The following is a 20,938-nucleotide window of genomic DNA, read 5'->3' on the forward strand; positions in this document are numbered from 1 at the left end:
AAATGCCACGCCTTTACCCTGTTCCTAACGATGCCGGATCGTGGCCTATTCCCGGCTGTTTGAAGCAGCTTTGTTTCAGTACGATGCCTCGGGCGGGAGGAACTGTTACGGATTTAACACTGTAGGGAGGCCAATGCATATCGCCCAAAAGTGCGCAGCGGTTTGGGCGAACGACATAGGCTTTAACGGGCTTGCGGCGGGGTTTCCAGCACGGTGGCTGTTGAGACAGTTTCCGATAAATCTTGATCAGCGAGGTAGATGATGACGGTTTTGGTGACGGGCGGTGCCGGCTATATCGGCAGCCACATGGTCTGGGAGCTGCTGGACGCCGGCGAGAGCGTCGTGGTGCTCGACCGGCTTTCCACCGGCTTCGAATGGGCGGTGGCCCCGGAAGCAAGGTTGGTCGTCGGCGATGTCGCCGATCGTGACCTGGTCGGCCGGATCATCCGCGACAACAAGGTCGATGCCATCATCCACTTCGCCGGTTCGATCGTCGTGCCGGAATCGGTCGCCGACCCGCTCGGTTACTACGAGAACAACACCTGCAAGACCCGCACGCTGATCGAAACCGCGGTGCGCGAAGGCGTGCCGCATTTCATCTTCTCCTCCACCGCCGCCGTCTATGGCGGCGCCGGGCTGGAGCCGGTGCGCGAGGATGCCCGCCTTGCGCCGGAATCGCCCTATGGCCTTTCCAAGTTGATGAGCGAGTGGATGCTGCGCGATGCCGCCCTGGCGCACGACATCCGCTACACGGCGCTGCGCTATTTCAACGTCGCCGGCGCCGATCCAAAGGGCCGCACCGGACAGTCGACGCCCGGCGCCACGCATCTGATCAAGGTCGCCTGCGAGACCGCGCTCGGCAAGCGCCCCTTCATGCAGGTCTTCGGCAATGATTATCCAACGCCGGACGGCACCTGCATGCGCGATTACATCCATGTCAGCGATCTCGCCGCCGCGCACCGGCTGGCGCTGCAGCGGCTGCGCGCCGGTGGCGAGAGCCTCGTCGCCAATTGCGGCTACAGCCACGGCTATTCCGTGCTCGAGGTGATAGACAGCGTGCGCCGCGCCTTCGGCCATGACTTCGATGTGCGCATGGGGGACCGCCGGCCGGGCGACGCCGCCGCCGTGGTCGCCAATTCCGAGCTTGCCCGCAAGGAACTCGGGTGGACGCCGCAGCGTGACGATCTCGACTTGATCGTCAACGATGCGCTGGCCTGGGAACGCATCCTGACGACCAAGAACTCCGTTCGAACCTGAGCAATTCCGGGAAAAGTGTGTAGCGGTTGGGTTCGGCGACTTCGCCGTAGCCTTCCCTCCGGAATTGCGTAATGAAACTGAGCTGTTGGGCCAAGGGCTCGTCCGGCGTCTTTAGACGCGGTATTGAGCCTCATGCAGCGGTGCGCGGAGGCGCGCTGCCCTGTTCGATCCTGAGGGGACGGCATGAAGGTCTTGGTTCTCGGCGCCGGCGTGGTTGGCACGGCGGCCGCCTATTATTTGGCAAAGGACGGTCATGAGGTGACGGTGATCGAGCGCCACGAGGCGGCGGCGCGCGGCACCAGCCAGTCGAATGCCGGCCTGGTCTCGCCGGGCGACGCAACCGCCTGGGCCTCGCCCGCCGCGCTGAAGACCTTCCTGCGCGCGCTCTGGAACCACGACCTCGGCATCAAGGTCAGGCTGCGCCTCGATCCCTATTTCTATCTCTGGAGCCTGCGTTTCCTGCGCGAATGCACGGTGAAGCGCCTGCGCGCCAACACCGATATCAAGCTCAGGCTGGCACTCCACTCCCGCGATTGCATCAACGCGCTCTCGGAGGAAACCGGCATCCATTACGACGAGCGCAGGAAGGGCATTCTCTACTTCTTCCGATCGCAAAAGAGCCTCGACACCAGCACCGACAATTACCGCTATCTCGGCGAGCACGGCCTGCCGATCGAGATCGTCGGCCGCGAGCGCCTGGTCGAGCTGGAGCCAGGGCTTGCTGGCGTGAAGGAAAAGATCGCCGGCGGCATCTATTCGCCGATCGACCAGACCGGCGATTCCAAGCAGTTCACCGACAGGCTCGCCACCTATGCCGCCGAGAAGCTCGGCGTCAAATTCCTGTTCGGCACGACGGTCCAGGGCCTCGACATCGAGGGCGACCGGGTGCGCGCCGTCATGACTTCGGCCGGCCCGCTCGCCGGCGACGCCATCGTCATCTCCATGGGGCCGGAAAGCGGCCTGCTCGGCCGCCGCTACGGCATCGACCTGCCGGTCTATCCGGTGAAAGGCTACACCGCGACGATTCCCCTCGAAGACGAAAGCAGGGGCCCGACCATGGGCGGCGCCGACGAGGACCGGCTGATCGGCTATTCCAGGCTTGGCAACCGCCTGCGCATGTCCTCGACGGCCGAATTCACCGGCTTCGACCGCAGCTTCAAGCCCGGCGATTTCAGGACCATCCTCGAAACCGGCAAGGATCTTTTCCCAGGCGCCTTCGACGAGAAGAAGGCCGTGCTCTGGGCCGGCTTGCGGCCGATGATGCCGAACTCGGTTCCCGTGATTGGCCGAGCGAAATACCGCAACCTCTATCTCGATACCGGCCACGGCCATGTTGGCTGGACCATGGCCTGCGGCTCCGGCCAGTTTCTGGCCGACGTCGTCGCCGGCCGCAAGCCGCAGATCGATCCCAAAGGATTGCTGTACGGAACGGCGCGCTGAGCCGGCTTAGAGCTTCACCGCCTGATGCCAAGCCGACGCATACACGCGCCAGGCGTGCTCGATTGGCGGTGCGGTTCGCTCGCCCTTGCTCGTAACCTTGAGACCATCCGACGCCAGCAGCGCCGCCCCGATGCTCGTTCCGGTCGAGGTCTCCGACGCAATGACCGGCCGTCCCGTCGCTGCCGCCAGCATGCGGATGAAAAGCGGGTTTTGCGCGAACGGTCCCTCGACGGTCGTCGGCCCGTCGCCGCCGATCAGCTCCAGGCAGGTCGCGGTCATCAGCGCCAGATAGAATGAGATGGTGGCGAAGCGCTGGCCGGAGCTCAGGTCGTCGGCGTTACACCATTGCGCGGCGCGATGCGGAAACGGTCCGGAGCCCTGTTGGGTGGAAGGCAGCAGCAAGACCTGGCGCGCCAGAACGGCGGCAACATCGGCTTCGTTCCATTCCTGTGGCTGCCCCCCGGTCAACAGCGAAAACTCGCGTCCGCCCATGAACCGCGCCGACGGCACGGGATCGCCGAGCGCATTGACGTTGACGAGTGTATCCCGCGCCGCATCGAGCTCGACCTTCCGGCCGCCTACCGCCATCGATATCACCCATGTGCCGGTCGAGACGACCGAGAAGGGCGGTGCGTCGGACAACAGATGCGGCAGCAGCGAAGCGTTGGAATCGTGCAGCCCGCAAAACACCGGAGTCCGCGGGTCGAGCCCTGTGCGTTGCGCCAGCTCCGGCAGGATCGGGCCGAGCCGGTCCTTGGCCGGGCGCACCGGCGCCATCAACTGGCGCCAGCCCATCCTGTCGACCAGCGAGGAATAGTCGGACGTCCAGGGATTCCACAGATCGGTGTGGCAGCCGAGCGACGTCACCTCATTGGCGGCGACGCCGGTCAGCCGCAGCGCCCAGTATTGCGGATACATCAGCATCGCGGCGGCCTTGGCGAATTCCGCCGGGAATTGTCTGTGCTGCCAGAAGAATTGCGCGCCGAGATTGAGGCCGATCGGCAACCGCGGCGTACCGGTTTCGGCAAAGGGCGGACGCACGGCGTCGTAGTCGGACGCAAGCTGGTCGGGGCCGTCGAATTCATAGTCGAGCACCGGCAGTACCAGTTCGCCGGAGCGGTCGACCAGCGCGCCGGTCGCGCCATGCGTGGTGATCGATATCGCATCGATCCGCTGTTCGCGGTTGAGATCGGCCAGGCTGTCGAGGATGAACGTCCACAGCGCCTCGACATCGTGATGCGGGTAGGGCGCCTGCCGCACAGGAGCATTGGCGATACGGCGCAGTGCAATCTCGCTCAGCGTCGCGAGATCGACCAGCGCTACCTTGGCGTTGGTCTTGCCGATATCGATGACGGCGACGATCATGCCATATGGAACATTGTTTCCAGCGGCACCGCCACCGGCTCGTTGTCGGTTTTGGTTTCCATGAGGTCGGCCATATGCGCCCACCAGCGCTGCATCACGGGGTGCTTCGGAAGGTCCGCCATGCCGTGGTCGTCACGCCGCCGCAGCACCCCGAACAGGATGTTGGTTTCCTCGTCGAGATGGATCGAATAATCGGAGACGCCGGCCAGCTTCAGCAGATCAACTAGCTCGGGCCAGATCTCGTCATGGCGCCGCTGGTACTCGGCCTTCATGCCGGGATTGAGCTTCATCTTGAAGGCGTATTTCTCCATCAGGCGAAGCGTCCCACGCGCAGGCGGCGCCAGATAATGGGCAGCGCGATGACGATGATCAGCAACAGGCCGATGAAGATCGACATGACGATGCCGGGCACGTTGAGCAGTCCGAGGCCGAACGTCACCAGCCCCATGATGAAGGCGGCGAGCACGACGCCCAGAATGCTGCCGGCGCCGCCGAGAATCGAGACGCCACCCAGCACCACCATGGTGATCGCTTCGAGCTCGTAGCCCTGCGCGATCGACGGCCGCGTCGAGCCGAGCCGCGAGGTGATCAGCACCGAGGCGATGCCCGACATCAGCCCGGTCAGGCAGAACAGGATGAACTTGATGCGGTTGACGCGCACGCCGGAGAATTGGCAGGCCACCGGGTTGTTGCCGATGGCGAAGACCCGGCGGCCGAAGCTCGTGCGGTGCAGGACGAACCAGTAGATCAGCGCCGCGACCAGGAACAGCGCCAGCTCGAACGAGAAGACCCACCAGACATAGCCTTGGCCGAAGAAGGCGAAGCTTTCCGGATAGCCTTTGTAGGCCTGGTCGCCGAGGATGATGAAGGCGATGCCGCGGAACAGGCTCATCGTGCCGATGGTGACGACGATGGAAGGCAGGCCGAGGCGGGTGACCAGCAACCCATTGAAGGCCCCACAGCCAAGGCCGACGACGATGCCGATCGCCACCAGCACTGGGGTGCCGGCGCCGGCCTGCACGGCCATGCCCATCATGGTCGAAGCCAAAGCCACGATCGCGGCAACCGAGAGATCGATCTCGCCGGAGATGATCAGCAGCGCCATGGCTAGAGCGATCAGCCCCTTTTCGGTGAAGTTGAAGGTCAGGTCCGACAGCGACCACGGATCGAGGAAATAGGGCGAAGCAAAACTGTTGACCGCAAAGATGGCGACCGCGATGACGACCAGCAGCGCTTCCCAGGAGAAGATCGCCGAGGACAGCGGCTTGTCGAGCCGGTCGGGGATATGGCGCGGGGCAGGGGTGTTGGTCATGCCGCTTCCGCCTTTCTCAGGATGATGCGGCCCTGCCGGCGCTCGCCACGCGCGTTGAGCACCACGGCCAGGATGATGGCGCTGCCCGAGATCGCCATCTGCCAGAAGGGCGAGATGTTGATGACCGGCAGCGCGTTGGAGATGATGCCGAGGAACAGCGCCCCCAGCACCGCGCCGCCGACCGAGCCGATGCCGCCGGCGATCGAGATGCCGCCGATGACGCAGGCGGCGATGATGTTGAGCTCATAGCCGTTGGCGACCTCGACCGAGGCGATCACATAGCGCGAGATCCACAGATAGCCGGCAAGCCCGCCGATCATGCCGGAAATGCAAAAGACGATGAATTTGGTGCGGCCGACATCGATGCCGGCATAGACCGAGGCGGTCGGATTGACGCCGATGGCGTAGATCGAGCGGCCGATCGCGGTCCGCGTCATCACCAGGAAGAACAGCGCGATCACGACGATCGCGATCCAGGACAGCACCGGCAGGCCGAGGAAGGCAACGCGCTGGAAGTTGATGAAGTCCGGGCTCATCTGGTCGGCATTGACCCAGGCGCCGCCGGAGACGACGAAGGTGGCGCCCCGATAGATGGTGAGCGTGCCCAGCGTCACCACGATCGACGGGATGTTCAGCCGCCACACCAGAAGGCCGTTGATGGCGCCGAGCACCAGGCCGACGAGAAGCGCGATGAGGATCAGCATCGGGATCGGGATCGCCGGATGCGCGGCGTTGAGCATGGCCACCACCATGCCGGTGAAGCAGAGGTTGGAGGCCATAGACAGATCGATCGAGCGCGTCAGGATCACCACCATCTGCCCCAGCGCCAGGATTATCAGGATCGAGGTGTCGTTGAACACCTGGCGCAGATTGGCCGGGTCGGCGAAGCCGGGGAAGCGCGTCGAGATCAGGCCGATCAGCACGACGATGCCGGCAAGCAGCCAGATCTCGCGATATTTGAGGAAGCTCTTCATGCCGCGATCCCCGCTGCCGTCCGAACCAGCGTTTCGGCGTCGAGACCCTTGTTGTCGTAGGTCGCCGCGATACGGCCTTCGCGCATAACCACGACGCGGTCCGACATGCCGAGGATTTCGGGCAGCTCGGACGACACCATGATCACCGACAGGCCTTGCGCGACCAGCTCGGCCATGAAGCCGTGCACGGCCGCCTTGGAGCCGATGTCGATGCCCTTGGTCGGCTCGTCGAGGATGATCACCTTGGGCGCGGTCGCCAGCCATTTGGCGATGACCACCTTCTGCTGGTTGCCGCCGGAAAGGGTGCCGACGTCCTGGCTGAGCGAGGAGGCGCGCAGGTCGAGACGCTCGGTGTAGGAGCGGGCGAGTGCGAACTCCTCCGCCAGCCGCAGCACGCCGGATTTCGAGGTGCGCGCCAGCGACGGCAGCGACACGTTCTGGAAGATCGGCAGGCCGATGACCACGCCCTGCTTGCCGCGTTCTTCGGGCACATAGACGATGCCGGCCTCGATCGAATCCGCCGCCGATTTCGGCGCGATCGTCCGGCCGTCGAGTGAGATGGCGCCTCGGCTGGTGCGGGTGATGCCGGCGATCGCCTGCATCACCTCGCTGCGCCCGGCGCCGACAAGGCCGTAGAAGCCGAGGATCTCGCCCTTGCGCAATTCGAAGCCGATGTCGTCGAACTCGGTCGGATGCGAGAGGCCGGAGACAGACAGCACCGGCGCGCCGATTTTCGGCTCGCGTTGCGGAAAGATGTGGTCGACGTTGCGGCCGACCATCATGCGTACGATCTCGTTCTGGCTGGCGTCCTTGAGCAGGCCTTCGCCGACCATCTCGCCGTCGCGAAACACCGTATAGCGATCGGCGATGCGGTAGATCTCGTCGAACTTGTGGCTGATGAAGAGCACCGCCTTGCCTTCGCTCTTCAGGAATTCGATCAGCAGGAAGAGCTCCTCGATCTCCTTCATCGAAAGGGCTGCGGTCGGCTCGTCCATGATGACGATGCGCGCATCGATCGACATGGCGCGGGCAACGGCTACAAGATGCTTGTTGGCGATGCCGAGGTCCTTCAGTCGCGCGTCGGCATCGATATGGCCGGCGCGCATCGTCTCCAGCACCTCGCGCGCGTTTTTGCGCATGGTGCGCCAGTCGATGGTGCCGAAGCGGGTGCGCGGCGCATGGCCGAGGAAGATGTTTTCGGCCACCGAAAGATCGTCGAACAGCACGGTTTCCTGATGGATGGCGGTGATGCCGTGGCCGAAGGCGGCATGCGCGCTGGGCAGCGTCGTGGCCTGGCCGTCGATGCCGATCTCGCCGGAGTCGGGCTGGTAGATGCCGGTCATGATCTTGACCAATGTCGACTTGCCGGCGCCGTTCTCGCCGATCAGCGCCGTCACCTGTCCCGGATAGAGCGACAGGCTGACATTGTGCAGGGCACGCACGCCCGGGAAACTTTTCGAGATGCCCGCGAGCGTCAGGCGAGGAGCCGAGGCCGGCGGCCGTTCGTCTACTTTGCCGTGATGGGCCGTCGTATCCATAGTCGTATCAAGCCCGTCTATATTCCGTGTTGACTCCCCCTCACCCGACCTCCGCTTCGCTCGGTCGACCTCTCCCCGAGGGGAGAGGAGGTTTGCGAGCTTGGCTCCAGGCTCTTCTCCCCACCGGGGAGAAGGTGGCCGCGAAGCGGCCGGATGAGGGGGCAGCGCCGTTGGTTCTCAGGATCAATAGATCTTGGAGAACTTCTCGATGTTGGTCTTGTCGAACTGGAAGGGCGGAGCCATCGCGGCCGAGTTGGTGTCGTCGAGCGTCACCTTGCCGACACGGCCGATCGATAGCGTAGCGCCGGGCTTGGCTTCTTCCTTCTTCACCGCCAGGTCATGGGCGAGGTAGATCGCCGAGTAGCCGAGATCGATCGGGTTCCACAGCGCGACAGCCTGCGAAGCGCCGTTGTCGATGAACTTCTTGAACTCGGACGGCAGCGCCAGGCCGGTGACGTTGACCTTGCCGATCAGGTTCTCGTCGGTGACGACCTGCGCGGCGGCGACGACGCCGACGGTGGTCGGCGCGATGATCGCCTTGAGGTTCGGATAAGACTTCAAGAGGCCCTTGGCTTCATCGGTGCTCTTGGCCGAGTCGTCATCGCCATAGACGGTGGCGACCAGCTTGATCTTCGGGAACTTCTCCGGCAGTACCTTCTTGGCCGCCTCGATCCAGGCATTCTGGTTGGTCGCCGTCGAGGACGCCGAGAGGATCGCGACGTCGCCGCCTTCCGGCAGGTAGTCGGCGGCGAGCTTGATGATCGTCTCGCCGATCAGGCCGGTGTCGGACGGGTTGAGGTGGAGCTGGCGGCCTTCCTTGGCGACGCCGGAGTCCCACGAGATGACGGTGATGCCGCGCTCCATCGCCTTCTTCAGCACAGGCACCAGCGCGTCGGCGTCATTGGCCGAAACGGCGATCGCGTTGACCTTCTGCGCGATCAGCGAATTGATCACTTCGATCTGCGCTTCGGCGGTCGCCTTGGTCGGGCCGGTGTAGATGACATCGACATCGCCCAGTTCCTTGGCCGCTTCCTCGGCGCCCTTGTTGGCGGCGTCGAAGAAGCCGTTGCCGAGCGACTTCACCACCAGCGCGATCTTGACGTTCTCGGCATAGGCGGCATTCACGAACATGGCGGCGGAAAAGGCCGCCGTAACCAGCAGTTTCTTCAAAAAGCTCATCGAACATCCTCCCTTGAGCGTTGCATTCCATCGCCGCTGCGGGCGTGAGTTTCCCTCAGGCCTGCAGTGAAGATTCTTCCTTGTCGCTTGACTGTCTGCGGGCGACGATCAGCGCCACGCCCGCCGTTTCCAGCATTTTGGCCTCGCGGTCCTCGATGCCGTCGTCGGTGATTACGGTCGCGATGCGCGACAGCCCGCACAGGATCAGGCTGGAGCGCATGCGGAATTTCGAGGAATCGACCAGCACCACCAACTCGTCGGCCTGGTCGATCAACTTCTGTTCCGCCTGGATCAGCAGCGGATCGCCTTCCATCAGTCCGAGCGGCCCCAGCCCCTGCGCACCCATGAACATGCGCCGCGCATAGAAGTTGCGCGTCACGTCATTGTCGAAGGGCGACAGGATGATGTTCTGCTCGCGGTAGATCGTGCCGCCCGACAGCATCACCGTGTTCTTCGAGTGCTTGAGCAGATGCTCGGCGATCGGGAAGGAATTGGTGAAGATCGGCATCCGGCGGCCGGTCAGGAAATGCACCATCTGGAAGGTTGTGGTGCCGCCATTGATGATGATCGGCTCGCCGTCCGTGCACAGGTTCACGGCTTCCCGCGCGATCGCCCGCTTCTGCGCGGCGTTCAGCGTCTCGTTGACCGAGAAGGGCCGGCCGGCAAGGCCGATGAACTGCGGCGGCGAGATCGCCTCGGCGCCGCCGCGCACCCGGCGCAAGCGTTTCTGGACATGGAGGGCCGCGATGTCGCGCCGGATCGTCGCTTCGGAGGAGTCCGTCAGCTCGACCATTTCCTGCACCGTCACCACAGGCTTTTCCTGGACGGCGGACAGAATGATCCTGTGGCGCTCTTTCTCGTGCATGGTTCCTCCCTGCCCAAGCATCAGGCCTTAGAAAACGCGCAGTGTCAATCATTTCCGATCAAATATTTTCATTGTGCAGTGCAATATGATCGATATTGATCGTTTGTGATTGACAAGCGAGGCGCTTGCGTAGACATTCCCGGCGAGAAATGAGGGGTGCGGCGTTCGCGCTCCAAGGGAGGATACCTATGCTCGACAAGCGCTCCGGCTCGCGCCTCGCCAACCTTTGGGACGATGCAAAAGCCGAAGGGATGAGCGGTCCCGAGCTCCTGGTCTATCGCTCGAACACGTTGGGTTCCGACAAGCGCGTCACCAATTACGGCGGCGGCAACACCTCGTCCAAGGTCCGGCAGAAGGACCCGCTCACCGGCGAGGAGGTGGAAGTCCTCTGGGTCAAGGGCTCTGGTGGCGACAGCGCCTCGATCAAGCTTGACGGTTTCGCCACGCTTTACATGGACAAGCTGCGTGCCATCAAAGGTCTTTATCGCGGCGTCGAGCACGAGGACGAGATGGTGGGCTACCTGCCCCACTGCACCTTCAACCTCAATCCGCGCGCGGCCTCGATCGATACGCCGCTGCACGCTTACGTGCCGAAGGCTTGCGTCGACCACATGCATCCCGACGCCATCATCGCCATTGCCGCGGCCAAGGACTCCAAGGCGATCACCAAGGAAATCTTCGGCGACGCCATCGGCTGGCTGCCGTGGAAGCGGCCGGGCTTCGAGCTGGGCCTGTGGCTGGAGAAATTCTGCCTCGAAAACCCCGAGGCCAAGGGTGTCGTGCTGGAAAGCCACGGCCTGTTCACCTGGGGGGACACGCCGAAGGAGTGCTACGAGACGACGATCTCGGTGATCAACCAGGCGATCGACTGGTTCGAGCGGAAATCCGAGGGCAAGGCGATCTTCGGCGGCGAGGCGGTCCAGTCGCTCGACGTGCCGGCACGCCGCGCCATCGCCGCCAAGCTGATGCCGAGGATCCGCGGCCTGATCTCCGAAACGAGCCACAAGCTCGGCCATTTCGACGATCAGCCGGCCGTGCTCGAATTCGTCAATTCGAGGGACCTGCGGCCGCTGGCGGCGCTCGGCACATCATGTCCCGATCACTTCCTGCGCACCAAGATCCGGCCGCTGGTCATCGAGTTCGATCCGGCCAAGCCCGATATCGACGCCGTCATTGCGCGGCTCGCCGACGACATCGCCGCCTATCGCGTCGGCTATCAGGCCTATTACGACAGCTGCAAGCATCCGGACTCGCCGGCCATCCGCGATCCCAATGCCGTGGTCTATCTGATGCCCGGCGTCGGCATGTTCACCTTCGCCGGCGACAAGGCGACGGCGCGCATATCCGGCGAGTTCTACGTCAACGCCATCAACGTCATGCGCGGCGCCTCGACGGTCTCGTCCTATGTCGGCCTGCCGGCGCAGGAAGCCTTCGACATCGAATACTGGCAGCTCGAGGAAGCCAAGCTCCAGCGCCTGCCGAAGCCGAAGGCGCTGGCCGGCCAGATCGCGCTGGTCACCGGCGGCGCCGGCGGCATCGGCCGTGCCACCGCCAACCGGCTGCTGCGCGAAGGCGCTTGCGTTGTGCTCGCCGATATAGACGAAGCGGCTTTGGCCAGCGCCAATGACGAGCTCTCGAAGGCCTACGGAAAAGACTTCGTCCGTCCGGTGCGCATCGATGTCACCTCCGAGGATCAAGTGCTTTCCGGCTTCGCCGAAACTGCGGTCGAATTCGGCGGCGTCGACATCCTGGTCTCGAATGCCGGCCTGGCCTCTTCGGCACCGATCGAGGAGACGACGCTGGCGTTGTGGAACAAGAACATGGACATCCTGTCCACCGGCTATTTCCTCGTCTCGCGCGAGGCTTTCCGCCTGTTCCGCGCCCAGAAGATCGGCGGCAACGTCGTCTTCGTCGCCTCCAAGAACGGCCTCGCCGCATCGCCGAATGCGTCCGCCTATTGCACGGCCAAGGCGGCCGAGATCCATCTTGCCCGCTGCCTGGCGCTGGAGGGCGCGGAAGCCCAGATCAGGGTCAATGTCGTCAATCCGGACGCCGTGCTGCGCGGCTCGAAAATCTGGACCGGCGAGTGGAAGGAACAGCGCGCCGCCGCCTACAAGATGTCGACCGACGATCTCGAGGAGCATTACCGCTCGCGCTCGATGCTGAAGCGCTCGGTCTTCCCGGAAGACATTGCCGAGGCGATCTACTTCTTCGCCTCCGACATGTCAGCCAAATCGACCGGCAATATCGTCAACATCGACGCCGGCAACGCGCAAAGTTTTACGCGATAAGCTTCCTTCTCCCCGTTCAACGGGGAGAAGGTGCCGGCAGGCGGATGAGGGGCAGCGCCGGCCGACGAATACTGGGAGGAAATGCAGTGTCCGAAACGATAATCTCGACTGATGTCGTCGAAAAAAGCAACGCCGCGCGCAAACCCGACCTCGAGCGCGATTACGCCTCGCTCGGCGAGCGCCTCGACCGGCGCGGCATCGCCATCGACGCGATCCGCGACAAGGTCGAGAAATTCGGCGTGGCTATCCCGTCCTGGGGCGTCGGCACCGGCGGCACGCGCTTCGCCCGCTTTCCGGGTGCCGGCGAGCCGCGCGACATCTTCGACAAGATCGAGGACTGCGCCGTCATCAGCCAGCTGACGCAGGCGACGCCGACCGTCTCGCTGCACATTCCGTGGGACAAAGCCGATGCGAACCGGCTGAAGCAGGCGGCGTCCCGCTTCGGCCTCGGCTTCGACGCGATGAATTCCAACACCTTCTCCGACGCGAAGGACCAGAAGCTTTCCTACAAATTCGGCTCGCTCTCGCATGCCGATGCCGGCACGCGCCGCCAGGCGGTCGAGCACAATCTCGAATGCATCGAGATCGGCAGGACGCTCGGCTCCAAGGCGCTGACGGTATGGATCGGCGACGGCTCGAATTTCCCCGGCCAGGTCAATTTCGCCAAGGCGTTCGAGCGCTATCTCGACGCCATGCGCGAGATTTATGCCGGCCTGCCGGACGACTGGCGGCTGTTCACCGAGCACAAAATGTATGAGCCGGCCTTCTATTCGACGGTCGTGCAGGACTGGGGCACCAACTACATCATCGCCAAGGAGCTCGGCGACAAGGCCTTCTGCCTGGTCGATCTCGGCCACCATGCGCCCAACGTCAACATCGAGATGATCGTGTCGCGGCTGATCCAGTTCGGCAAGCTGGGCGGCTTCCACTTCAACGATTCCAAATATGGCGACGACGATCTCGACGCCGGCTCGATCGACCCCTACCGCCTGTTCCTTGTCTTCAACGAACTGGTCGATGCGGAGCTCGCCGGTGCCAAGGGCTTCGATCCCGCGCATATGCTCGACCAGAGCCACAACGTCACCGATCCGATCGAGAGTCTGATGCTGTCGGCGGTCGAGGTGCAGCGCGCCTATGCGCAGGCGCTGCTGGTCGACCGCAAGGCGCTGGATGGCTTCCAGGAGGAGAACGACGCGCTGATGGCGACGCAGACACTTAAAAGCGCCTACCGCACCGATGTCGAGCCGATCTTGGCGATGGCCAGACTGCGCATTGGCGGCGCGATCGATCCGGTCGCGGCCTATCGCGAGGCCGGCTACCGGGCCAAAGTCGCGGCCGAGCGGCCGACAGTCGCCGGCGGTGGCGGCGGCATCGTCTGACAGGCAGATATCGGATTGATCTGGTCCAGCGCCATTGGCGGTGGACAGGTCCGCCGGCAGGGTCTTTCCTAGGGGTCCCCAACGCCAGGAGCACCGCCATGCCCTTGACCCGTCGGACGCTGATCGGCGTCACCCTTTCGCTCGCAATTGCCCTCGCGCCGCCGACCATCGTCCTTGCCGCCTCGCCGCAACCGGCCAAGGGCGAGCACGGCATGGTGGTGACGGCCCAGCATCTGGCGACCGAGATCGGCGTCGACGTGCTGAAAAAGGGCGGCAATGCGGTCGATGCCGCTGTTGCCGTCGGCTATGCGCTCGCCGTCGTCTATCCCAATGCCGGCAACATCGGCGGCGGCGGGTTCATGACCGTGCGCATGAAGGACGGCCGCACGACCTTCCTCGATTTCCGCGAGCGCGCGCCGCTCGCCGCGACCAAGACCATGTATCTCGACAAGGACGGCAATCCGGTGAAAGGCGCCAGCCTCGACGGCTATCTGGCGGTCGGCGTGCCGGGCTCGGTCGCCGGCTTCGAGATGGCACGCGAGAAATACGGCACGCTCACCAGGCAGGATCTGATGGCGCCGGCGATTGCCTACGCCAAGGATGGCTTCGTGCTCAACCAGGGCGATGCCGCGTCGTTCGCAGGCGGCGCCGATCGTCTGGCCAAGGACCCGGCGGCGGCCGCCATCTTCCTGAAACCGGATGGCAAGCCTTACGGGATTGGCGAGAGGCTCGTTCAGCCGGACCTCGCCGCCTCGCTGTCGGCGATTTCGGAAAAGGGGCCGGACGCCTTCTACAAGGGCGCTATCGCCGACGCCATCGTCAAGGCGAGCGGCGCCAAGGGCGGCATCCTCGCCAAGGACGATTTCGAGCAATATGCGGTGCGCGAGCTGAAGCCGGTGACCTGCTCCTATCGCGGCTACGAGATTATCTCCTCGCCGCCGCCGAGTTCGGGCGGCGTCATTATTTGCGAAATCCTCAACGTGCTCGAATTCTACCCGCTCTCCTATCTCGGCGCCGGCTCGGCCGAGACGGTTCACGTCATGGTGGAAGCCATGCGCCACGCCTATGTCGACCGCAACTCGGCGCTCGGCGACCCTGATTTCGTCGACAATCCGGTCTCGAAGCTGGTCGACAAGGCCTATGCGAAAGACATTCGCGACAAGATCGATCCGTTCCGCGCCGGCGTGTCGAAGGGCCTGATGCCGAAGGGTTTCGGCGAGTCGAAGGAAACCACGCACTATTCGATCATCGACAATGACGGCAATGCGGTCGCCGTCACCTATACGCTGAACGGCTCCTTCGGCGCCGGGGTCGTCGCCGACGGCACCGGCATCCTGCTCAACAACGAGATGGACGATTTCACGCAGAAGCCCGGCGTGCCGAACCTCTACGGTCTGGTCCAGGGCGAGGCGAATGCCATCCAGCCGAAGAAGACGCCTTTATCCTCGATGAGCCCGACGATCGTGACCAAAGACGGCAAGCCGTTCATGGTCATCGGCAGTCCGGGCGGTTCGCGCATCATCACCATCACGCTCGAGGCGATCGTCAACGTCGTCGACCACGGCATGGACATCCAGCAGGCAATCGACGCGCCGCGCATCCATCATCAATGGCTGCCGGACACCATCTATGTCGAACCGTTCGGGCTTTCGCCGGACACGGAGAAGCTGCTTGCCGGCATGGGCTATCATCTGGACTTGAGCGACGAGACCTGGGGACAAGCCGCCGGCATTCTGGTCGGCGGCAAGAGCCTCAGCGAGATCGAGAAAGGCGGCGGCGCGCGCTACAACGGCGCCATCGACAGCCGCGCGGCAGCCGGCGAGGCTTTGGGATATTAAAGCATGATCCCAAAAAGCGTGAACGAGATCATGCTCAGATAAAATTACACGACCAGCGTGATGGTCGAGGCGATCAGCATCACGGCGGCGATGGCGACGAACAGCGCATAGATGCGTGGCCGGTCGAGCAGCAGCGCATTGCCGGAAATCCAGGCCGCCGTGGCCCCGCCAAGCGCGAACAGGAAGCCGTTGCGGTGGCCGAAGGACATGGAGGCGGCCATCAGGCCGCCGATGATCAGCGCGCCGAAGACGATGATGACGGCGACCGCGTATTTCTCGAAATCATTGCCGCCGCCCATCGCCGGCCCCATCGCATTGAGATTGGGCAGGTCGTCCGGGTCGAAAGGGTTGGTCGAGCCGTATTCGTCTTGACCGAGGGATTCGCGCATCATTCGTTCTCCGCTGAGCGGCAACAAACCATCAACGCCTGCCGAGCGCAACCCGGCAAAGCCGCCACGGCGATGCGTTCGCCGCCCGGCTGATGCCCGAGCGCCACGGTTTCCCGGTCGGTTTCAACGAGGTAGCGGCGTTGCGGTTCCACCTAAAAGCGCGTCGCGCTGAAGCGGATTCAGGCGACGCGCTTTAAGGCTTTGTTTTCATGCATGTCGTTATCGCAAAACCGCTGCACACTTTTGCGCGACATGCATTAATTGATCTACCTGGAAAAATCGCTGCGCACGATGCCGTGCCGCTGCAGCTTGTCGTAGAACGTCTTGCGCGGAATGCCGAGCGCCTCGATGGTGCGGCGGACGTCGCCGTCATTGCGACCAAGTGTCTCGCGGATAATTTCGGCTTCGTAACGATCGAGCCGTTCCGGCAAGGGAGTGGGGGTGCCGATCTCCGTTGCCGCCGGGGAAGACGCGGCGGCAACGTCGTCCAGCCCGAGCACGAAGCGTTCGGCGAAGTGGGCGAGTTCGCGCACATTGCCGGGCCAGTCATGTTCGCCGAGATGTCGCTGAACCGCGGCGGAGATCACCGGCACGGCGCGCCGAAAACGGGCGGCGGCGCGATCGGCGAAGTAACCGAACAACAGCGGCACGTCGTCCCGCCTTTCGCGCAGCGGCGGGATCGAAAGCGTCACCACATTGAGCCGGTAGTAGAGATCCTCGCGGAAATTGCCGCGCTGGCCGGCGTCGCCGAGATCGACCTTGGCGGCGGCGACGACGCGCAGGTCGACCGGGCGCACCTCATTGGTGCCGAGCGGCGTCACCTCGCGCATTTCCAAGACGCGCAGCATCTGCACCTGCGTCGAGGCCGGCATGCTCTCGATCTCGTCGAGGAACAGCGTGCCGCCGCTCGAATGCTCGATGCGGCCGACGCGCTTCTTCTGCGCACCGGTGAAGGCGCCGGCCTCGTGTCCGAACAACTCGCTTTCGATGACCGTCTCCGGCAGCGTGCCGCAGTTCAACGCGACGAAATTGCCCTTGGCGCGGCGGCTCCAGCGATGCAGCAGGCTCGCCACCACCTCCTTGCCCGAACCGGTCTCGCCGGTCACCAGAACGTCGACATCGGTGTCGGCTATCTGCCGCAATGTCCGGCGCAGCCGCTCCATGGCCGGCGTCTGGCCGATCAGCGGCAAGCCTTCCTGCGCCTGCTCGGCCGCCTCGCGCAAGGCGCGGTTTTCCATCACCAGGCGCCGTTTTTCAGCGGCCCGGGCAACGCTCTGCGCCAGCCTGTCGGCGGCGAAAGGCTTGGTGATGAAGTCGTAGGCGCCGTCCTTGATCGCCTTCACGGCCATCGCGATATCGCCATGGCCGGTGACCAGGATGACTGGGATATCGGGGTCGAGCCGCAGCACGCGGTCAAAAAGCTGCAGCCCGTCGATCTCCGGCATGCGGATGTCCGACACCACCACGCCGGCGAAATTCCTGTCGAGCGCCGCCAGCGCTTCGCTCGCCACCGAATGCGCCGACACCGCAAAGCCGGCAAGCTCCAGCGTCTGTCTTGTCGCCTTGAGCAGATCGCTATCGTCATCGATCAGGATCACCGGGGCTGGATCGTGCTTCGTCATGCAGCGCCGGCTTTCGACAGATGGATGGTGAAGCGTGTTCCCTGGCCGCTGCTCGAAACCTCGATGCGCCCGCCATAGTCGGTGACGATGTCCTTGGAGATGACGAGTCCGAGCCCCAGGCCTTTTTCCTTGGAGGTGTTGAAGGGCGTGAACAGCGATTTCAGGATCGCGGGCGGAATGCCCGGGCCGTTGTCCGAGACCATGAGCGTAACGTCATCGCCGGTCTCGGCCGCCGAAACCTCGACTTTCGCGTCGTCGCGGCCATCGAGTGCCTCCAGCGCGTTCTGGAACAGGTTGATCAGCACCTGCTCCAGTCGCAGCCGGTTGCCCATAACCTTTAGCGTCGGCGGCGGCAGCGTGATCGCTAGCGCATCCAGCTGCCCGGCGAAGCGGCTCCTGAGCAGCACGACGGCGCCTTCGATCACGCCGCGCAGTTCGACCGGCTCGGCGGCGGTGCGGCCCTTGCGGGCGAAAGCTTTCAGCTCTTCGGTGATGGAGCCGATGCGCTCGGTCAGCGCGGCGATGGCGCCAAGGTTCTCCTCGGCTGAGGCGCTCTGCTTGCGTTCGAGGAAGACACGCGCATTGTCGGCATAGGCGCGGATCGTCGCCACCGGCTGGTTGATCTCATGCGCGACCCCGGCGGCGACCTGGCCAAGCGTGGCAAGCCGGTTGGCCTGCACCAACTCCTGCTGCATCACCTGCAGCCTGGCTTCGGTGCTGCGATGGTCCGCGATCTCGGCCTGCAGCCGGTCGCGCGCCAGGCTCAGGTCCTGCGTGCGCTCGACGACCCGGCGCTCGAGCTCGGCGCGCGCGGCCTGTTCGGCGGCAATCCGCATCTGGCCGGATTGCCGGCGCCACAACAGATAGGCGGCAAAGGCAATGAGCGGCACGAGGACCCCGAGCACCAGGAGCCGCATCTCGCGCTGCGCCGCCGCGACCGGTGCTTCGGCAGGAAGGAGATAGTCGAGGCGCCAGGGTGTCGACGGCACGGCGGTGGAAAGCCGCAGATATTCCGCATCGCTGCCGCCGGGCGTGATGGCCTGGACAAGCGCGACATCGGAGCTGAGCGGTTGCGGTTTCGTGATCGGCAAGGGCACCAGCGGCGCATCGCCGAATTGCTGGCTGGCGCGGATGTCGGCCGTAACCGGAGCGGCCAGCGGCGCCGTCGTCATGAAACGCCAGGAGGGCACGCTCGTGATCAGCACCACGCCATGCGCATCGCTGACATAGGCCGGCCGGTTCGCCTCGCGCCAGTCGGACTCGAGCTGGTCGAACTCCATCTTGACCACGACGACGCCGAGCGGCCCCGCAACGCCGTCGACGCGGCGCGAGATGTAGAGGCCGGGGCGTTTGCTGACATTGCCGAACGCGAAATATTCGGCCGTGCCGGTTTCCATCGCGCCCGAGAAATAGGCTCGAAAACCATAGTCGTTGCCGACGAAGCTCACCGGCTCGCGCCAATTGCTGGAGGCGATCGCCAGGCCGTCCGTGCCGGTGACATAAAGCACCGAGGCCTTGGTGCCCGAGACCAGCCCTTCGAGCTTGCGGTTGAGCACGTCGATCGATGCGGGGTTGCGCTTGGTCAGCGCATCATGCACCTGCTGGTCTTCCGACAGGAGCAGCGGCAGCGCGCGCGGATTTTCCAGCACCGCGCGCAGCAGCGCGACTTTGAGGTTGGCGTCCGTGCGCCCTTGCGCGGCTAAAGTCTCGATCTCGGCCGAGCGACCATAAAGCCCGGCGCCGTAGAGCGCCGCGAGCACGATCAGCAGCGCCACCGCCGTAAACAGCAGCCAGGTGCGCCGCGCCCGCCCGGCAAGCAGTTCGGGCGTTAGGGCGAGGGCAGCGGCCGGGCGTTGCAGCATGCCGCATCTGTGCATGATTTCGCACAAAGCGCAATTCGACCTATGCGGATAACCGCACTAGTGTTCGCCAATACGCTTGTCGCCGGATCGAAAAATCCAACAAAATCAACAGAGCGAGATTCCGGACATCATCTGGCACGCGGGTTGCAAATGCATCCGCAGCAGCCGCGAGGCTGTGGAGGTCAACAGCCCCCTGGGAGGTCGAGCGTCTCGATCGGGGGCCGAACGGAGGACATCATGCAGACAGCAATCGCTGCCGCCGAACCGCGCGGCAAGGTTCCCTTTTACCGGCATCTCTACGTACAGGTCCTGCTGGCGATTGCCGCCGGTATCCTGCTTGGCCATTTCTACCCCGAGCTGGGCGCATCGCTGAAACCGCTTGGCGACGCCTTCATCAAGCTGGTCAAGATGGTGATCGCGCCGGTGATCTTCCTCACCGTGGCAACCGGCATTGCCGGTGTCTCCGACCTGCACAAGGTCGGCCGCGTCGCCGGCAAGGCGATGATCTATTTCCTCGTCTTCTCGACATTGGCGCTCGTCGTCGGCCTCGTCGTGTCGAACGTCATCCAGCCCGGCGCCGGCATGCACATCAATCCCGCGACCCTCGACCCATCGAAGGTGGCGACCTTCACCGAGAAGGCGCATGACTCTTCCATCGTCGGCTTCCTGATGAACATCATCCCCGACACCATCACCGGCGCCTTCGCGCAGGGCGACATCCTGCAGGTGCTGTTCTTCTCGGTGCTGTTCGGCATAGCGCTGGCGCTGGTCGGCGAGCGCGGCCGCCCCGTGGTCGATTTCCTGCAGGCGCTGACCTCGCCGGTCTTCCGCCTCGTCGCCATCCTGATGAAGGCGGCGCCCATCGGCGCCTTCGGCGCCATGGCCTTCACCGTCGGCAAATACGGCATCGGCGCGATCGCCAACCTCGCCATGCTGATCGGGACCTTCTATCTGACATCGCTGCTCTTCGTGCTCGTCGTGCTCGGCACTGTGGCATGGTACAACGGCTTCTCCATCCTGGCGCTGATCCGATACATCAAGGAAGAATTGCTCCTGGTGCTCGGCACATCGTCGTCGGAAGCAGCACTTCCCGGTCTGATGGCCAAGATGGAGCGCGCCGGCTGCAACCGCTCGGTGGTCGGCCTGGTCATCCCGACCGGCTATTCCTTCAACCTCGACGGCACCAACATCTACATGACGCTGGCAGCACTTTTCATCGCCCAGGCGACCGACACGCCGCTCACCTTCGGCGACCAGATCCTGCTCTTGCTCGTCGCCATGCTGAGCTCGAAGGGTGCCGCCGGCATCACCGGCGCCGGCTTCATCACACTGGCCGCGACGCTCTCGGTCGTGCCCTCCGTGCCGGTCGCCGGCATGGCGCTGATCCTCGGCGTCGACCGCTTCATGTCGGAATGCCGCGCGCTCACCAACTTCGTCGGCAACGCGGTCGCGACCATCGTCGTGGCGCGCTGGGAAGGTGAGCTCGACCAGACCAGGTTCGCCGCCGCCATGGCCGGCCAGTTGTCGGAAGAAGCCGACCTCGCGTTGTCGGGCGGCCTGCAGCCTGCCTAGCCAACCAGCATCCTCCCGATGCCGAACAGGTCGCGGCAATCGCCGCGGCCTGTTC

16 protein-coding genes are annotated in these 20,938 nt (G+C 64.2%); 6 read left to right on the plus strand and 10 right to left on the minus strand.

What is annotated here, in order from left to right; all coding sequences use genetic code 11:
* The first annotated feature begins 261 nt into the window (after positions 1-261).
* Both galE and FJ414_RS26870 read left to right on the plus strand, forming a co-directional pair.
* Positions 262-1,257: a UDP-glucose 4-epimerase GalE gene (galE, locus tag FJ414_RS26865; protein ID WP_140647394.1), complete on the plus strand. Its 996-nt coding sequence runs from the start codon at positions 262-264 to the stop codon at positions 1,255-1,257.
* 183 nt (positions 1,258-1,440) lie between these two features.
* Complete coding sequence (locus tag FJ414_RS26870) at positions 1,441-2,697, plus strand: D-amino acid dehydrogenase (protein ID WP_140647395.1); 1,257 nt, start codon at positions 1,441-1,443, stop codon at positions 2,695-2,697.
* Between the two features lie 6 nt (positions 2,698-2,703).
* Here the strand turns inward: FJ414_RS26870 and FJ414_RS26875 are convergent, their stop codons facing one another.
* The 7 genes from FJ414_RS26875 to FJ414_RS26905 all read right to left on the minus strand — a co-directional run bounded on the left by FJ414_RS26875 (position 2,704) and on the right by FJ414_RS26905 (position 9,930).
* Positions 2,704-4,062 carry an FGGY-family carbohydrate kinase gene (locus FJ414_RS26875; protein ID WP_140647396.1) on the minus strand — a complete coding sequence of 453 codons (1,359 nt, stop codon included), beginning with the start codon at positions 4,060-4,062 and terminating at the stop codon, positions 2,704-2,706.
* Positions 4,059-4,373 (minus strand): L-rhamnose mutarotase, encoded by a 315-nt coding sequence (gene rhaM / locus FJ414_RS26880; protein WP_181181723.1) that lies wholly within the window; start codon positions 4,371-4,373, stop codon positions 4,059-4,061. The genes FJ414_RS26875 and rhaM overlap by 4 nt, the downstream gene beginning before the upstream one ends.
* A complete protein-coding gene (locus FJ414_RS26885) occupies positions 4,373-5,374 on the minus strand; it encodes an ABC transporter permease (protein ID WP_140647397.1) in 1,002 nt (333 codons plus the stop codon). Before FJ414_RS26885 ends, rhaM begins: the two co-directional genes overlap by 1 nt.
* Positions 5,371-6,348: an ABC transporter permease gene (locus tag FJ414_RS26890; RefSeq protein WP_140647398.1), complete on the minus strand. Its 978-nt coding sequence runs from the start codon at positions 6,346-6,348 to the stop codon at positions 5,371-5,373. Before FJ414_RS26890 ends, FJ414_RS26885 begins: the two co-directional genes overlap by 4 nt.
* Positions 6,345-7,886 carry a sugar ABC transporter ATP-binding protein gene (locus FJ414_RS26895; protein WP_140647399.1) on the minus strand — a complete coding sequence of 514 codons (1,542 nt, stop codon included), beginning with the start codon at positions 7,884-7,886 and terminating at the stop codon, positions 6,345-6,347. The genes FJ414_RS26890 and FJ414_RS26895 overlap by 4 nt, the downstream gene beginning before the upstream one ends.
* Before the next feature lie 183 nt (positions 7,887-8,069).
* Complete coding sequence (gene rhaS / locus FJ414_RS26900; protein WP_140647400.1) at positions 8,070-9,065, minus strand: rhamnose ABC transporter substrate-binding protein; 996 nt, start codon at positions 9,063-9,065, stop codon at positions 8,070-8,072.
* A 55-nt stretch (positions 9,066-9,120) separates the two neighbouring features.
* Positions 9,121-9,930, minus strand: coding sequence for a DeoR/GlpR family DNA-binding transcription regulator (locus FJ414_RS26905; RefSeq protein ID WP_128259638.1), 810 nt, complete (start codon positions 9,928-9,930; stop codon positions 9,121-9,123).
* Positions 9,931-10,118: 188 nt separating this feature from the next.
* Here FJ414_RS26905 and FJ414_RS26910 point away from each other — a divergent pair, with 188 nt between their 5' ends.
* From FJ414_RS26910 to ggt, 3 genes are all read left to right on the plus strand, one after another.
* A complete protein-coding gene (locus tag FJ414_RS26910) occupies positions 10,119-12,221 on the plus strand; it encodes a bifunctional rhamnulose-1-phosphate aldolase/short-chain dehydrogenase (RefSeq protein ID WP_140647401.1) in 2,103 nt (700 codons plus the stop codon).
* Positions 12,222-12,265: 44 nt separating this feature from the next.
* A complete protein-coding gene (gene rhaI / locus FJ414_RS26915) occupies positions 12,266-13,600 on the plus strand; it encodes an L-rhamnose catabolism isomerase (RefSeq protein ID WP_140647402.1) in 1,335 nt (444 codons plus the stop codon).
* A 98-nt stretch (positions 13,601-13,698) separates the two neighbouring features.
* On the plus strand, positions 13,699-15,438 hold the full coding sequence (ggt, locus tag FJ414_RS26920) for a gamma-glutamyltransferase (protein WP_140647403.1): 1,740 nt from the start codon (positions 13,699-13,701) through the stop codon (positions 15,436-15,438).
* Positions 15,439-15,482: 44 nt separating this feature from the next.
* On the opposite strand, the gene FJ414_RS26925 is transcribed toward ggt, so the two are convergent.
* The 3 genes from FJ414_RS26925 to FJ414_RS26935 all read right to left on the minus strand — a co-directional run bounded on the left by FJ414_RS26925 (position 15,483) and on the right by FJ414_RS26935 (position 19,311).
* Positions 15,483-15,830, minus strand: a complete 348-nt coding sequence (locus tag FJ414_RS26925) for a hypothetical protein (RefSeq protein ID WP_246672509.1) — start codon at positions 15,828-15,830, stop codon at positions 15,483-15,485.
* 263 nt (positions 15,831-16,093) lie between these two features.
* Positions 16,094-17,449 (minus strand): sigma-54 dependent transcriptional regulator, encoded by a 1,356-nt coding sequence (locus FJ414_RS26930; RefSeq protein WP_140647404.1) that lies wholly within the window; start codon positions 17,447-17,449, stop codon positions 16,094-16,096.
* A complete protein-coding gene (locus FJ414_RS26935) occupies positions 17,446-19,311 on the minus strand; it encodes a sensor histidine kinase (RefSeq protein WP_140647405.1) in 1,866 nt (621 codons plus the stop codon). The genes FJ414_RS26930 and FJ414_RS26935 overlap by 4 nt, the downstream gene beginning before the upstream one ends.
* Positions 19,312-19,548: 237 nt before the next feature.
* On the opposite strand from FJ414_RS26935, the gene FJ414_RS26940 reads away from it, so the two are divergent.
* On the plus strand, positions 19,549-20,883 hold the full coding sequence (locus tag FJ414_RS26940) for a dicarboxylate/amino acid:cation symporter (RefSeq protein WP_140647406.1): 1,335 nt from the start codon (positions 19,549-19,551) through the stop codon (positions 20,881-20,883).
* The last annotated feature ends 55 nt before the right edge of the window (positions 20,884-20,938 follow it).

Source organism: Mesorhizobium sp. B3-1-6 (assembly GCF_006439555.1).
Taxonomy (GTDB): domain Bacteria; phylum Pseudomonadota; class Alphaproteobacteria; order Rhizobiales; family Rhizobiaceae; genus Mesorhizobium.